We start from the raw sequence: 15196 nt of genomic DNA on the forward strand, positions 1-15196 counted from the left end.
GACCATGCCGGGCCCATGGCCGCGCCGCCCGCCGGCGCGCCGTCCGCCTCGCCGCTGCCCGGCACCGCCGCCCATCTGGCGGCCTCTTGCTCCGACCTGCAGGCCCTGCGCCATGCCATGGAGAGGTTCGAGGGGCTGCCCCTGAAGCAGGCGGCCAGCTCCACCGTGTTCGGCGACGGCAACCCGGAAGCCGCCGTGATGTGCATCGGCGAGGCGCCGGGCCAGGAGGAGGACCGCCGCGGCCTGCCCTTCGTCGGGCCCAGCGGCAGACTGCTCGACCGCATGCTGGCCTCCATCGGGCTGGACCGCACCACCTGCTACATCTCCAACGTGGTGCCCTGGCGCCCGCCGGCCAACCGCAAGCCCACCCCCGACGAGGTGGCGGTGTGCATGCCCTTCCTCACCCGCCACATCGAGCTGGTCGACCCCCAGGTGCTGATCCTGCTGGGCGGCGCGGCCGCCGCGGCGGTGCTGGCCAAGGCCGACGGCATCAACCGCCTGCGCGGCCGCTGGTTCGAGTTCAACTCGCCCGGCCTGCCCCGCCCGGTGCCGGCGCTGGCCACCTTCCACCCCGCCTATCTGCTGCGCACGCCGGAAGCCAAGCGCGACGCCTGGCGCGACCTCTTGATGATCAAGCGGCGGATGGATGCGGCGCGGCATTGAGCCGCGTCAAAACACCCTGGAGTTTTCGATGACTGCAGCTCCCCCTCTTCTAAGAACTCTTGGCGTAGACGAGAAAATTCTTGTCGTCGATATCGGCGCCAACCCTATCGACGGGGACCCGCCGTACAAAACCCTGTTACGCTCCAACCACGCGCGGGTCGTCGGCTTCGAGCCCAATCCGCTGGCACTGGAAAAGCTGCAGACGCTGAAGGGCAAGGACGATCTCTACCTGCCTCATGCCGTCGGCGACGGCCGCGAACACACCCTGCACATCTGCCAGGGGCAGGGCATGACCTCCCTGCTGGAGCCCAATCCGAACATTCTCGGCATGCTCCACGGATTTCCCGAATGGGGACGGGTGATCCGCAAGGAGCAGGTCCCCACGGTCCGCCTCGACGACATTCCCGAAACCGAGGGGGTCGATTACATCAAGATCGACATTCAGGGCGGCGAGTTGATGGCGCTGTCGAACGCCCCCAACCGGCTTGCCGGCGCGGTGCTGATTCATACCGAGGTGGAATTCCTGCCGATGTATATCGGCCAGCCCCTGTTCTCCGACCTCGACATCTTTCTGCGCGGCCATGGCTTCGTCTTGCACAAGTTCCATCCGCTCGCCGGACGCATGCTCCAGCCCCTGATGCTCAACAACGACGTCTACGCCAGCGGCAACCAGATCATCTGGGCGGATGCGGTCTATTTCCGGGACATCAGCAAGATGTCGGCCATGTCGCCGGCCCAGCTGCTGAAGCTGGCCACCATCGCCCATGATTGCTACGGCTCGTTCGATCTGGCCGTCCGCCTCCTCCTGGAGCATGAACGGCAAACCGGCTCAGCCTATGGACAACGGCTGCTCGAGGTGATGACCGGTCAGCGTCCGGGCGGCAACCGGCGGGGCTGATTGCCGGGGTCCTCCATCATTTTCCCAAGTTGCACACGCCCCATGCCGCCCTATATAACGCCGGTGGGTCGAAATTGGTGCGGCCCGGCAATTGATGGATTCAACCCGGATGGGGATTCCGGGGCGGCTGCTGATGCTTCAGGGCCGCCGGGATCTGCCGAACTTAGATGAGGACAGTCATGAGCAAGGTTATCGGCATCGACCTGGGCACCACGAATTCGTGCGTCGCGGTGATGGAAGGCAAGAGCGCCAAGGTCATCGAGAACGCCGAAGGCATGCGGACCACCCCGTCCATGACCGCGTTCACCGAATCGGGCGAGCGTCTGGTCGGCCAGCCGGCCAAGCGCCAGGCGGTGACCAACCCCACCAACACCCTGTTCGCCATCAAGCGCCTGATCGGGCGGCGCTTCGACGACCCGATCACCAAGAAGGACATGAACCTGGTGCCCTACCACATCGTGGCGGGCGACAACGGCGACGCCTGGGTCGAATCCCGCGACGCCAAGTACAGCCCCAGCCAGGTGTCGGCCTTCATCCTGCAGAAGATGAAGGAAACCGCCGAGGGCTATCTGGGCGAGAAGGTCACCCAGGCGGTGATCACCGTCCCGGCCTATTTCAACGACGCCCAGCGTCAGGCCACCAAGGACGCCGGCCGCATCGCCGGCCTGGAAGTGCTGCGCATCATCAACGAGCCGACCGCGGCCGCCCTGGCCTACGGCCTGGAGAAGAAGGGCGCCGGCACCATCGCCGTCTATGACCTGGGCGGCGGCACCTTCGACGTGTCGGTGTTGGAGATCGGCGACGGCGTGTTCGAGGTGAAGTCCACCAACGGCGACACCTTCCTGGGCGGCGAGGACTTCGACGCCCGCATCATCGACTATCTCGCCGATGAGTTCAAAAAGGAGCAGGGCATCGACCTGCGCAAGGACCGCCTGGCCCTGCAGCGCCTGAAGGAAGCCTCGGAAAAGGCCAAGATCGAGCTGTCGTCCTCCATGCAGACCGAGGTCAACCTGCCGTTCATCACCGCCGACGCCTCAGGGCCGAAGCACCTCAACATCAAGCTGACCCGCTCCAAGCTGGAAGCCCTGGTCGAGGATCTGGTGGCGCGCACCATCGAGCCCTGCAAGGCGGCGCTCAAGGACGCCGGCGTCAAGGCCAGCGAGATCGACGAGGTCATCCTGGTCGGCGGCATGACCCGCATGCCCAAGATCCAGGAAGTGGTGAAGGAATTCTTCGGCCGCGAGCCCCACAAGGGCGTCAATCCCGATGAAGTGGTGGCCATCGGCGCCGCCATCCAGGGCGGCGTGCTGAAGGGCGAGGTCAAGGACGTCCTGCTGCTCGACGTCACCCCCCTTTCGCTGGGCATCGAGACCCTGGGCGGCGTGTTCACCCGCCTGATCGACCGCAACACCACCATCCCGACCCGCAAGAGCCAGGTGTTCTCCACCGCCGAGGACAACCAGACCGCCGTGACCATCCGGGTCTTCCAGGGCGAGCGCGAGATGGCCGCCGACAACAAGGTGCTGGGCCAGTTCGACCTGGTGGGCATCCCGCCGGCGCCCCGCGGCGTGCCGCAGGTGGAGGTGACCTTCGACATCGACGCCAACGGCCTGGTCAACGTCAGCGCCAAGGACAAGGCCACCGGCAAGGAACAGCAGATCCGCATCCAGGCCTCGGGCGGCCTGTCGGATTCCGATATCGAGAAGATGGTCAAGGAAGCCGAGGCCCACGCCGCCGACGACAAGAAGCGCAAGGAGCTGATCGAGGCCAGGAACCACGCCGACGGCCTGATCCACACCACCGAGAAGAGCCTCAAGGAATTCGGCGACAAGGCCGGGGCTGAACTCTCCGGCGCCATCGAGAAGGACATCGCCGCCCTCAAGTCCGTCATGGAAAGCGACGATTCCGAAGCCATCAAGGCCAAGACCGAGGCCCTGATGCAGACCTCCATGAAGTTGGGCGAAGCCATGTACAAGGCCCAGGAAGCGGCCGGCGGCGCGGAAGCGGCCGGCGGCGGCGCCCAGGGCGCCCCGGGCGGCGGCGACGACAAGGTGGTCGATGCCGACTTCGAGGAAGTCGATGGCGACAAGAAGGGCAAGTAACAGCCTGTTTGTAGATCCGGGGACCGGCGGCGGTGAAATGCCGCCGGCCCCAATTCGGATGCGAAAGCCATGAGCAAGCAGGATTATTACGAACTTCTGGGCGTCGAGAAGGGCGCCACCGGCGACGACATCAAGAAGGCCTACCGCAAGCAGGCCATGCAGTTCCACCCGGACCGCAATCCGGGCAACGCCGATGCCGAGCAGAAGTTCAAGGAAATCAACGAAGCCTACGACGTGCTGAAGGACGAGCAGAAGCGTGCCGCCTATGACCGCTTCGGCCATGCCGCCTTCGAACAGGGCGGCCCCGGAGCCGGTGGCGGCGGTGGCTTTGGCGGTTTCGGCGGCGGCGGCTTCTCCGACATCTTCGACGAGATGTTCGGCGAGTTCATGGGCGGCGGCCGGCGCGGCCAGGCCTCGGGCCGCGGCGCCGATTTGCGCTATAATATGGACATCAGCCTGGAAGACGCCTTCGGCGGCAAGGCCGCCACCGTCAAGGTGCCGTCCAGCGCGCCTTGCGAGGATTGCAAGGGTACCGGCGGCAAGGACGGCGCCCAACCGGTCACCTGCTCGGGCTGCAACGGCCACGGCAAGGTCCGCCAGCAGCAGGGCTTCTTCACCATCGAACGCACCTGCCCCACCTGCCAGGGCATGGGCAAGATCATCAAGGACCCCTGCCGGTCCTGCGGCGGCTCGGGCCGCACCCGCAAGGAAAAGACCCTGTCGGTCAACATCCCGGCCGGCGTCGAGGACGGCACCCGCATCCGTCTGGCCGGCGAGGGCGAGGCCGGCATGCGCGGCGCGCCGCCCGGCGACCTGTACATCTTCCTGTCCATCGCCGCCCACCGCATCTTCCAGCGCGACGGCGCCAACATCTTCTGCCGGGTGCCCATCCCCATGACCACGGCGGCGCTCGGCGGCACCATCGAGGTCCCCACCATCGACGGTTCCAAGGCCAAGGTCACCATCCCGGAAGGCACCCAGTCGGGCCACCAGTTCCGCCTGCGGAACAAGGGCATGAGCGTCCTGCGCTCCCCGGCCCGCGGCGATATGTTCATCCAGGCCATGGTGGAAACCCCGGTCGCCCTGACCAAGCGCCAGAAGGAACTCCTCCAGGAGTTCAACGACGCCGGCGAGGGCGAGAAGGCCAAGAACTCCCCCGAAAGCCAGGGCTTCTTCGCCAAGGTCAAGGAACTCTGGGAAGACTTGAAGGAAGGCTGACGACCGCCCGGTCACTCCCTCTCCCGCGAGCGGGAGAGGGTCGGGGGGAGGGTCCTTTCTTTGCGAAGGGACTCGTCCCTTCGCATGAAAGCCCCCCCATGCTATAAGTGACTAACATGTTGGTCATGAGGCCCGCGCCATGAACTCCATCAATCTTGCCGATGCCAAGGCTCATCTGTCCGAACTGGTCGCCCTGGCCGAGGCGGGCGAGGACGTCTGCATCATGCGGCGGGGCAAGCCGGTGGCGCGCCTGACCTCCGCTGGGGCACCGAAAAAGCCGGTCAGCCTGGCGGAGTTGCGGGCGGTGACCGAGGCCATGGTGCCCCAGGCCGAGCCGGCGGGTGACTTCATGCGGCGGCTGCGCGACGAGAGCCGCTATTGAAATACTACCTCGATACCTCGCTGCTGGTGGCCGCCCTGACCAATGAGGCCGCCACGCAGCGGGTGCAGGCGTGGCTGGCCGCGCAAGACCCGGAAGCCCTGCTGGTCAGCGACTGGGTGGTGACCGAGTTTTCCTCGGCCCTATCCATCAAGGTGCGGACCGGTCAGCTGAGTTCGGAGCATCGCGCCGCCTCCTTGGCCCTGTTTACCGGGCTGGCGGCCGAATCCTTCGCCGTCCTTCCCGTCACCAGCGCTCATTTCCACGCGGCGGCCCGGTTCGCCGACCAGTATGCCCTGGCCTTGCGGGCGGAAGACGCCCTGCATCTGGCGGTGACACGGGACAGCGGGGCGACGCTGTGCACCCTTGACCAGCGGCTGGCGGAAAGCGGCGCCATGCTTGGCATCGCCACCCTGCGGCCATAGGCCATGGGTTGCCCCAGGGGCCAAGCCGTGTCATCTTCGGGCCGTTCGGGAGAAGCGCCGTGCGGCATCGCCCTCGTGGGGAAAACATCATCCGGTTCGACAGCGTCGGCCTGCGCTACGGCTTGGGGCCGGAGGTGCTGCAGGACGTCACCTTCAAGCTGCCGGCCGGATCGTTCCATTTTCTGACCGGGCCGTCGGGCGCCGGCAAATCCTCGTTGCTGCGCCTGATGTATCTCGGCCTGCGGCCGACGCGCGGGCGGGTGGTGCTGTTCGACCGCGACATCGCCGCCACCAAGCGCTATGAGCTGCCGGCGCTGCGCCGCCGCATCGGGGTGGTGTTCCAGGATTTCCGCCTGCTCGACCACATGACCGCCCTGGACAACGTCGCGCTGCCGCTCCGGGTGCGCGGCGTCAAGGAATCCGAGATCCGCCGCCATGTGCCCGAACTGCTGTCCTGGGTGGGGCTGGCCGATCACCTGGGGGCCAAGCCCTCGACCCTGTCGGGCGGACAGAAGCAGCGCGTCGCCATCGCCCGCGCGGTGATCGGGCGTCCCGACCTGCTGCTGGCCGATGAACCCACCGGCAACGTGGACGACCACATCGCCATGCGGCTGATGTACCTGTTCGAGGAGTTGAACAAGCTGGGCACCACCATCGTGGTGGCCACCCACAACGAGCTGCTGGTCCAGCGCTTCGCCCACCTGCCCCGCCTGCACATCGAGCACGGCATGGTCACCACCCTGCAGCAGGAGCCGGCGGCGGTGGACGATCTGGAGGCGGAGTGATGCTTTTTAAGCGCCGCCATTCCGACCTGCCGCTGGCCGGCGACGCCACCTCGCGCTTCCTGCCCTGGCTGGTGGCGCTGATGGTGTTCCTGTCGTCCATGGCGGTGGCCGGGGCCTTCGTCATCGGCGCGGTGATCGAGCGCTGGGACCGCGACGTGTCGGGTACCCTGACCGTGCAGGTGCTGCCGGCCGGCGGCGAGCACACCGACGCGGTGACCGAGGAGCGGGTCAATTCCGCCATCGACGTCATGCGCAAGGTGCCGGGCGTGCTGGCGGTCCGCGCCCTGGACAAGAAGCGGACCCTGGCCCTGCTCGAGCCCTGGCTGGGCAGCACCGAGATGGTCCAGGACATGCCGCTGCCCCGGCTGATCGACGTCACCATCGACCCCGAATCCCGCATCGACCTGGCCGAGGTGGCGCTGCGCCTGGGCCGCGCCGTACCCGGCGCCTCGCTGGACGACCACCGGGTATGGTTGTCGCGCCTGATCAACCTGTCGCGCACCATGCAATGGGTGGCGGTGATCGTCGTCGTGCTGATCGGCATGGTGACCTCGGCCACCGTGGTCTACGCCACCCGCACCGGCATGGCGGTGCATCACGGCATCATCGAGGTCCTGCACCTGATCGGCGCCCATGACGACTACATCGCCCGGCAGTTCGCCGACCGCGCCTTCGCCTTAGGGATCGCCGGCGGGCTGATGGGCCTGGGCCTCGCCGTGCCGGCGCTGACGGCCATCGGCTGGGCGGCGCGGCGCCTCGAAGGCGGTTTCCTGCCCAGCCTCAGCCTGCCGGTGCTGGGCTATGTGGCCATCGGCCTGCTGCCGCTGCTGGCCGCCTCCCTCGCCATGCTGACGGCGCGGCTCACCGTCCACGGCACCCTGGCCAAGATGCCATGAGCGGCGCCGGCCTGCGCCGCTTCGCCGTCCATGCCGCGGTGGCCGCCGGCGTGGCGGTCGGCGCCTGGGGCGGCGGGCTGCTGTGGTTCGCCGCCGATCTGGCGGCGCGGGTCGAGGACGGCGCCACCGTCACCGATTCCGTGGTGGTGCTGACCGGCGGGGCCGACCGGCTGGAGGCCGGCGTGGCGCTGCTGGAGGCCGGCAAGGGCGGCAAGCTGTTCGTCTCGGGCGTCCACAAGGGGGTCGACCTGCCCGAATTGCTGCGCCAGCCCCATATGGCCGGGGAAAAGGTCCGCTGCTGCATCGTGCTGGGCCATGCCGCCGACGACACGGTGGGCAACGCCGCCGAAACCGCCGCCTGGATGCGGCGCGAGGGCTTTTCCTCGCTGCGCCTGGTGACGGCGGCCTATCACATGCGCCGCGCCCTGCTGGAATTCCGCCGCGCCATGCCCGACGCCGCCATCGTCGCCCACCCGGTGTTCCCCGACGCCTTCAAGCGGGACCAGTGGTGGCGCTGGCCCGGCACCGCCCACCTGCTGGCGGTGGAGTACACCAAGTATCTGGCGGCGCTGGCCCGGCCGCTGTTCGCCCCCAAGAAATCCGAGAGGAAGCCGTGACCGTTCTCCGTTCCGCCCTGTTCATCGTCTTCATCTGGATCTGGACCCTGATCCTGTCGATCCTCTACCTGCCGCTGCTGCTCCTGCCGCGCAGGGCCATGCTGCCGGCGGCCCGGTTCTGGCTGGGCGGCGTCTTGGGGGCGCTGCGCGTGCTGGCCGGGCTGTCGTGGGAATTGCGCGGCGCCGAAAATCTGCCCGCCGGGCCGCTGATCATCGCGTCCAAGCACCAATCGGCCTTCGAGACCTTCGTCTTCCACCTGCTGCTGGGCGACCCCGCCTATATCCTGAAGCGCGAGCTGTTGTGGATACCTTTCTTCGGCTGGTACCTGGGCAAGACCGGGGTGATCGCCATCGACCGCTCGGCGGGAACCAAGGCGCTGAAGGCCATGGTCAAGGGCGCCGAGGAGGCGGTGGCCGCGAACCGCCCGGTGGTGATCTTCCCCGAAGGCACCCGCGCCGCCCCCGGCGCCAAGCTGCCCTACCATTCCGGCGTGGCCATGCTCTATGGCGCGCTGAAGGTGCCGGTGGTGCCCATCGCCTTGAATTCCGGGCTGTTCTGGCGCCGCCGCGGCTTCGCCAAGAAGCCCGGCACCCTGACCCTCGAGGCGCTGGAGCCCATCGCCCCCGGCATGGACCGCAAGGCCTTCATGGCCGAGCTGGAGACGCGCATCGAGACCGCCACCGACCGGCTGGTCGCCGAGGCGCGGGAGCGTCACCCCGGATTGTGACCCCTTGTCCCCGGCGGGTGGGAAAGCCCCGCCCGCTGTGGATAAGCCTGTGGATGGCGGCGGGGATGAATTCCATCCCCAGCCCCTGCCCCTGAATCCCGGGGATAACCGGATTCGAAACGCGATTCCAAGGAGTTGGCCCGGCCCAACCCTGTTGGTACAAAAAAAGAACGCTGCCCATTGATTCTCCACCCCCGCGAGTCCTAGACTTGGGGCGGAAAGCCCTGTCGCAAGGGCGCGGAAGAAGAAAGACGGGTCGATGACGCAGGTGGCATCCATTTCCCAGCAGATCTGGGACATGAAGTATCGGTTGAAGTCCGCCGAGGGAACGGCGCTGGACGGCACCATCGAGGACACCTGGCGCCGGGTGGCGCGCACCCTGGCGGCGGTGGAGGCCGATTCCGCCCTGTGGGAGACGCGCTTCTTCGAGGCCATGGAGGACTTCAAGTTCCTGCCGGCCGGCCGCATCATCTCGGGGGCGGGCACCGACCGCAAGGTGACGCTGTTCAACTGCTTCGTCATGGGCGACATCCCCGACGACATGGCCGGCATCTTCGAGCACCTGAAGGAAGCCGCCCTGACCATGCAGCAGGGCGGCGGCATCGGCTACGACTTCTCGACGCTCAGGCCCAAGGGCGCCCCGGTCAAGGGCGTGGGGGCCGACGCCTCGGGTCCGCTGTCGTTCATGGACGTGTGGGACGCCATGTGCCGCACCATCATGAGCGCGGGATCGCGCCGCGGCGCCATGATGGCCACCATGCGCTGCGACCATCCCGACATCGAGGCGTTCATCGACGCCAAGCGGGAAGCCGGGCGCCTGCGCATGTTCAACCTCTCCGTCCTGGTCACCGATCCCTTCATGCAGGCGGTGAAGGAGGACGGCGCGTGGGAACTGACCTTCAAGGGGGTCACCTACAGGAGCCTGCCGGCGCGCGAGCTGTGGAACAAGATCATGCGCGCCACCTATTCCTATGCCGAGCCCGGCGTGATCTTCATCGACCGCATCAACCGGCTGAACAACCTTTCCTACTGCGAGGACATCCACGCCACCAACCCTTGCGGCGAGCAGCCGCTGCCGGCCTATGGCGTCTGCCTGCTGGGTTCGCTCAACCTGGCCCGGCTGGTCGACAGGCCGTTCGAGGACGGGGCGCGCCTCGACCTCGGCAAGCTCGACCGGCTGGTGCGCGTCGCGGTGCGCATGATGGACAACGTCATCGACGTCTCCAACTATCCCCTGGACCGCCACCGCCACGAGGCGGTGTCCAAGCGCCGCATCGGGCTGGGCATCACCGGGCTGGCCGACGCCCTGATCCTGTGCGGGGCGCGCTATGGCGGGCGTGAAGCCATCCGCCTGACCGAGACCTGGATGGCGGCCATCCGCCGCTCGGCCTATCTCGCCTCGGCCGACCTGGCCAGGGAGAAGGGCGCCTTCCCCCTCTACGACGCCGAGAAGTATCTGGCGGGCGAGACCATCCGCTCCCTGGAGCCCGAGGTGGTCGAGGCCATCCGCGCCAACGGCATCCGCAACGCCTTGCTCACCTCCATCGCGCCGACCGGCACCATCTCGCTGTTTGCCGACAACGTGTCGTCGGGGCTCGAGCCGGTGTTCGCCTTCACCTATACCCGCGGCGTGCTCCAGCGCGACGGCACGCGCCGCGAGGAGGAGGTCAGCGACTACGCCTACCGCCTGTTCCGCCGCCAGCGGGGCGAGAACGCGCCGCTGCCCTCCTATTTCGTCGACGCCCTGTCTCTCACCCCCGGCGACCATGTGGTGATGCAGGCCGCCGTGCAGAAATACGTGGACTCGTCCATCTCCAAGACCATCAACGTGCCGGAGGATATCTCCTTCGACGCCTTCAAGGACGTCTATACCCAAGCCTACGAGCTGGGCTGCAAGGGCTGCACCACCTATCGCCCCAACGACGTCACCGGCGCCGTGCTGGAGGTCAAGAAGGAGGCCCGGCCCGAGGACAGCGCCGAGCCGGAACTGCCGCTGGAGAAGACCCGGACCCGCTATACCGACCCGCTGGATTCCGGCATCGTCCACCTGACCCAGCCCCTCGACCGGCCCGAGGCGCTGCCCGGCTCCACCTACAAGGTGCGCTGGCCGGATTCCGACCACGCCATGTACATCACGCTGAACGACATCATCCAGGACGGGCGACGGCGGCCGTTCGAGGTGTTCATCAACTCCAAGAACATGGAGCACTTCGCCTGGACAGTGGCGCTGACCCGCATGATTTCGGCGGTGTTCCGCCGCGGCGGCGACGTGGCCTTCGTGGTCGAGGAGCTGAAGGCGGTGTTCGACCCGCGCGGCGGCCAATGGGTGGGCGGGCGCTACGTCCCCTCGCTGCTGGCCGCCATCGGCGAGGTGATCGAGCGCCACATGATCGCCATCGGCTTCCTGCCCGACCCCAAGGCGGCGCGCGAACCCATCGAGGCCCGCGACGACCGCTACGAAGAGGGGCGCAAGGTGGTCAACCTGGGCGAGACCCGCCTGCGCCACTGCCCCAAGTGCAACCAGCCGGCCCTGCTGCGCTCGGAAGGCTGCGACACCTGTACCTCGTGCGGCTATTCCAAGTGCGGATGAGGTAAGTGGAAGGCGGCGGGCAGCGACTGGACAAGTGGCTGTTTTTCTGCCGTTTTTTCAAGTCGCGCTCGCTGGCCGCGAATGTGGTTGAGGGCGGCGGAGTGCGTCTGAACGGCCACGCCGTCACCAAACCGGCCCATGCCATCAGGCCCGGCGACCGGGTGACCTTCCCCGCCGGCCCCTATCTGCGCACTGTCGAGATGCTCGCCCCGGGCGGACGGCGCGGCCCGGCCCCCGAGGCGCAGGGCCTCTATCGCGATCTGGGACGGGAACGGGCGCCGGAGGCGTGAGGCCGCCTCACTCCGCCGCCTTGGTGCCGGCGGCGGTCCTGGCGGCGGGATCTTCCAGGGCGGCGAGCAGGGCGGCCTTGATCTGCTCCAGCTTGCGGCCATGCTCGATCTTATGGCCGAACACGTCCTTGACGTAGAACACGTCCACCACCCGCTCGCCATAGGTGGAGATGTGGGCCGAGGAAATCTGCAGCCCCACATTGGTCATGGCGTTGGTGATGTCGTAGAGCAGGCCGGGCCGATCGCGGCCGTTGACCTCGACCACGGTGTGGGAGCGCGACGGTTTGTTGTCGACCAGCACGCGGGGCGGCACCTTGAAGACGTGGGCGCGGGACGGCAGCTTGCCCTTCCGGGCCGCCAGCTCGCGGTCGAGGCGGGCGCGTCCCGACAGCACCTGCTCGACGCAGGCCGACAGCTTGGCCAGCTTGGCCGGGCTGTCGAAGGCGCCGCCGTCGGAATCCTGGATGCAGAAGGTGTCGAGCGCCATGCCGTTGGCCAGGGTGATGATCTTGGCGTCGACGATGTTGGCGCCCGACACCGCCATGGCGCCGGCGATCTGCGAGAACAGGCCGGGATGGTCGCCGGTATAGACGACGATCTCGGTGACGGCCCGGTGGGAATCCACCCGGGGCTCGACGGTCAAGGGCGCACGCACCGCCTCGGCTTCCCGCACCAGCCGGGCGTGGCGCAGGTGGATGGGGGTGTCGAAGGTAGTCCAATAGGTGGAATAGCCGCGCGCGATGTGGGCCTCGATGTCCTCGGGCGGCCAGGCCAGCCTGAACAGCTCGGAACGCAGCGAATCCTGGGCGGCCTTGACCCGGGCGGCGCGGGCCGTGCCCGACAGGCCGCCGGTCATCACCTCCATGGCGCGGGAATAGAGTTCGCGCAGCAGGCCGGCCTTCCAGGCGTTCCACACGGTGGGGCCGACGGCGCGGATATCGGCCACGGTCAGGCAGAGCAGCAGGCGCAGGCGCTCGGGCGACTGGACCAGGGCGACGAAGTCGGAAATGGTCTTGGGGTCGTCGATGTCGCGCTTGAAGGCGATGCGGCTCATGGCCAGATGCTCGCGCACCAGCCAGGCGGCGGATTCCGTCTCCTCGTCGGTCAGCCCCAGGCGCGGACCGAGCTTCATCACCACCTCGGCGCCCAGGGCGGAATGGTCGCCGCCGCGGCCCTTGGCGATGTCGTGGCAGAACACCGCGATGAACAGGGCGCGGCGCGACACCACCTGATGGATCACCTCGGTGGAGGTCGGGGCCTCGGCCTTGAGGTCGCCGCGCTCCAGGGCGTGCAGCACGCCCAGCGCCTGCACCGTATGCTCGTCCACGGTGTAGACATGGTACATGTCGTACTGCATCTGGGCGACGACGCGGCCGAAATCAGGGATGAAGCGGCCCAGCACCCCGGCCTCGTTCATGTGGCGCAGCGCCACTTCCGGGTTCTTGCGCGAGGTGACCATCTCGACGAATAGCCGGTTGGCGATCGGATCGACGCGCAGGCCGGCATCGATGCGCTTCAGGTTGCGGTGGACCATGTCGAGCGCGTGGGGGTGGATGTCCACCTCCTGGTCGAGCGCGGTGTGGAACAGGCGGATCATCGCCGCCGGGTCCTTCTCGAACTGGTCGGGGGCGGTGACGTCGAGCCGCCCGCCCTCCAGCGAGAAGCCGGCCACGGTGGTGCGGCGCGAAAACAGGCGGCCCAACTGCTGCAGCCGGCGCGGTTTGCTCTTGAAGGTCTCCTCGGTCAGGGCGCAGAACAGCCGCGTCAGGTCGCCCACGTCCTTGGCGATCAGGAAATAGTGCTTCATGAAGCGCTCGACGCCGCGCGAGCAGGCGCGGTCGGCGTAATGCATGCGCACCGCGATCTCGGGCTGGACGTCGAAGGTCAGCCGGTCCTCGGGGCGGTCGGTCAGGTAGTGCAGGTGGCAGCGCACCGCCCACAGGAAGGCCTGGGCCTTGGCGAAACGCCGCGCCGCCGGGCGCGAGATGATCCCCTTCTCCGCCAGTTCCGACACGTCCTCGACCCGGTAGACGTATTTGGCGATCCAGTACAGGGTGTGCAGGTCGCGCAGGCCGCCCTTGCCCTCCTTGACGTTGGGTTCCAGCACGTAGCGGGAATCGCCCATGCTGGAATGGCGCGAATCGCGCTCGGCCAGCTTGGATTCCACGAAGGCCTCGGCGGTGCCGGCCATGATCTCGGCCGAGTAGCGGGTCCACAGATCGTCGAACAGCGCCCGCTCGCCCCACAGCCAGCGCATCTCCAGCAAGGCGGTGCGGATGGTCAGGTCGGCCTTGGCGTTGCGCACGCAATCCTCGGCCGAGCGGGTGGAATGCCCGACCTTCAGCCCCATGTCCCACAGCATGTAGAGGATGAATTCCACCACCTGCTCGTGATAGGGCGTGCGCTTGTAGGGCAGCAGGAACAGCAGGTCGATGTCGGAATGGGGCGACAGCTCGCCGCGCCCATAGCCGCCCACCGCCACCAGACTCATGCTCTCCCCCGCCGTGCGCACGCCTTGGGGAAACTCGCGGTCGCAGGCGTAGTCGTGGACCAGACGGACCAGCTGGTCGATCAGGAAGCAGTTCTCGCGCACCGTGGCCGTGCCGTCGCCGTGGGCGTCGAAGCGGCTGCGTACCTCGGCGCGCCCCGAGGCCAGCACCTGCTTGAAAATCTCCAGAACCCTCATCCGCCGCTTGTTCTTGGGCAGGTCCTCATCCACCAGCCCATCCAGGCGGGCGATGACCGCCTGGCGGTTGATGATGGCGCGCTGGCCTTTGATCTTGCTCATGGTCGGGTGCCGTCACCGCAGGAAATCGAAGGAGCGATTATAGGAGGCGGATGCCGGCCCCCGCCAGCCCATTCGAACGCGGATTGGGCATGCGGCGGCCATTGCCCGACATTTGGGCAGGGTCATGCGGGCAAGATGCCCGCGCTCCGAACCTGTGCGACGCTCTCCGGAGCGCGGCCGTCCCGGCCGCTCCCCGGCGGCGCCTAAAACTCCACCCCCGCCTGGGCCTTGATGCCGGCCTTGAAGGGATGCTTCACCATGGTCATCTCGGTGACCAGATCGGCGGCCTCGATCACCGGGGGCAGCGCGTTGCGCCCGGTGAGCACCACGTGCTGGCCCTCGGGCCGCGCCTTGGCGGCGGCCAGCACCGTCTCGAGGTCCAGGTACTCGTAGCGCAGCGCCACGTTGATCTCGTCGAGGATCACCATCTTGTAGCCGGGATCGGCCAGCATGGCGGCGGCCAGTTCCCAGGCGCGGGCGGCGGCGGCCATGTCGCGGGTGCGGTCCTGGGTCTCCCAGGTGAAGCCCTCGCCCATGGCGCGGAAGGTGACCAGATCGCCGAAGCCCTCCATCACCCGGCGCTCGGCGGTGTCCCAGGCGCCCTTGATGAACTGGACGATGCCGACCTTCATGCCGTGGCCGACGCAGCGGATGGCCATGCCGAAGGCGGCGGTGGACTTGCCCTTGCCCGCCCCGGTATGGACGAGCATCACGCCGCGCGCCCCGGTCTTCCTGGCCATCAGCTTGTCGCGCGACGCCTTCTTCTTGGCCATTTTCTCGCGGTGGCGCTGGTCCTGGTCCTCGGTCATGGTCTCTC

Annotated in this window: 14 protein-coding genes; 12 read left to right on the forward strand and 2 right to left on the reverse strand. The window is 67.7% G+C overall.

Annotation, left to right across the window (positions count from 1 at the left end):
- From H261_RS14140 to H261_RS14195, 12 genes are all read left to right on the forward strand, one after another.
- Positions 1-663 (forward strand): uracil-DNA glycosylase (locus H261_RS14140; RefSeq protein WP_008618756.1); only part of this gene is annotated, 663 nt, incomplete at its 5' end.
- A 28-nt stretch (positions 664-691) separates the two neighbouring features.
- Positions 692-1561: an FkbM family methyltransferase gene (locus H261_RS14145; protein ID WP_152426880.1), complete on the forward strand. Its 870-nt coding sequence runs from the start codon at positions 692-694 to the stop codon at positions 1559-1561.
- 179 nt (positions 1562-1740) lie between these two features.
- Positions 1741-3663, forward strand: coding sequence for a molecular chaperone DnaK (gene dnaK, locus H261_RS14150; protein ID WP_008618758.1), 1923 nt, complete (start codon positions 1741-1743; stop codon positions 3661-3663).
- 69 nt (positions 3664-3732) lie between these two features.
- Positions 3733-4881, forward strand: coding sequence for a molecular chaperone DnaJ (gene dnaJ / locus H261_RS14155; protein WP_008618759.1), 1149 nt, complete (start codon positions 3733-3735; stop codon positions 4879-4881).
- A 139-nt stretch (positions 4882-5020) separates the two neighbouring features.
- Positions 5021-5263 carry a type II toxin-antitoxin system Phd/YefM family antitoxin gene (locus H261_RS14160; RefSeq protein WP_008618760.1) on the forward strand — a complete coding sequence of 81 codons (243 nt, stop codon included), beginning with the start codon at positions 5021-5023 and terminating at the stop codon, positions 5261-5263.
- Positions 5260-5685, forward strand: coding sequence for a type II toxin-antitoxin system VapC family toxin (locus H261_RS14165; protein ID WP_008618761.1), 426 nt, complete (start codon positions 5260-5262; stop codon positions 5683-5685). The genes H261_RS14160 and H261_RS14165 overlap by 4 nt, the downstream gene beginning before the upstream one ends.
- Positions 5686-5744: 59 nt before the next feature.
- Complete coding sequence (gene ftsE / locus H261_RS14170) at positions 5745-6470, forward strand: cell division ATP-binding protein FtsE (RefSeq protein WP_008618762.1); 726 nt, start codon at positions 5745-5747, stop codon at positions 6468-6470.
- Positions 6470-7366, forward strand: a complete 897-nt coding sequence (locus H261_RS14175; protein ID WP_008618763.1) for a cell division protein FtsX — start codon at positions 6470-6472, stop codon at positions 7364-7366. The genes ftsE and H261_RS14175 overlap by 1 nt, the downstream gene beginning before the upstream one ends.
- A complete protein-coding gene (locus H261_RS14180) occupies positions 7363-7983 on the forward strand; it encodes a YdcF family protein (protein WP_008618764.1) in 621 nt (206 codons plus the stop codon). The genes H261_RS14175 and H261_RS14180 overlap by 4 nt, the downstream gene beginning before the upstream one ends.
- Complete coding sequence (locus H261_RS14185) at positions 7980-8711, forward strand: lysophospholipid acyltransferase family protein (RefSeq protein ID WP_008618765.1); 732 nt, start codon at positions 7980-7982, stop codon at positions 8709-8711. The genes H261_RS14180 and H261_RS14185 overlap by 4 nt, the downstream gene beginning before the upstream one ends.
- A 259-nt stretch (positions 8712-8970) precedes the next feature.
- Positions 8971-11301, forward strand: coding sequence for an adenosylcobalamin-dependent ribonucleoside-diphosphate reductase (locus tag H261_RS14190; protein ID WP_008618766.1), 2331 nt, complete (start codon positions 8971-8973; stop codon positions 11299-11301).
- Positions 11302-11306: 5 nt separating this feature from the next.
- Positions 11307-11591 carry an RNA-binding S4 domain-containing protein gene (locus H261_RS14195; RefSeq protein WP_008618767.1) on the forward strand — a complete coding sequence of 95 codons (285 nt, stop codon included), beginning with the start codon at positions 11307-11309 and terminating at the stop codon, positions 11589-11591.
- Positions 11592-11598: 7 nt separating this feature from the next.
- On the opposite strand, the gene H261_RS14200 is transcribed toward H261_RS14195, so the two are convergent.
- Positions 11599-14379 (reverse strand): [protein-PII] uridylyltransferase, encoded by a 2781-nt coding sequence (locus H261_RS14200; protein WP_008618768.1) that lies wholly within the window; start codon positions 14377-14379, stop codon positions 11599-11601.
- Positions 14380-14582: 203 nt separating this feature from the next.
- Positions 14583-15188 carry a cob(I)yrinic acid a,c-diamide adenosyltransferase gene (cobO, locus tag H261_RS14205; protein ID WP_008618769.1) on the reverse strand — a complete coding sequence of 202 codons (606 nt, stop codon included), beginning with the start codon at positions 15186-15188 and terminating at the stop codon, positions 14583-14585.
- Positions 15189-15196: the final 8 nt, after the last annotated feature.

The sequence above is a fragment of the Paramagnetospirillum caucaseum genome (genome assembly GCF_000342045.1).
In the GTDB taxonomy this organism is placed as follows: Bacteria; Pseudomonadota; Alphaproteobacteria; order Rhodospirillales; family Magnetospirillaceae; genus Phaeospirillum; species Phaeospirillum caucaseum.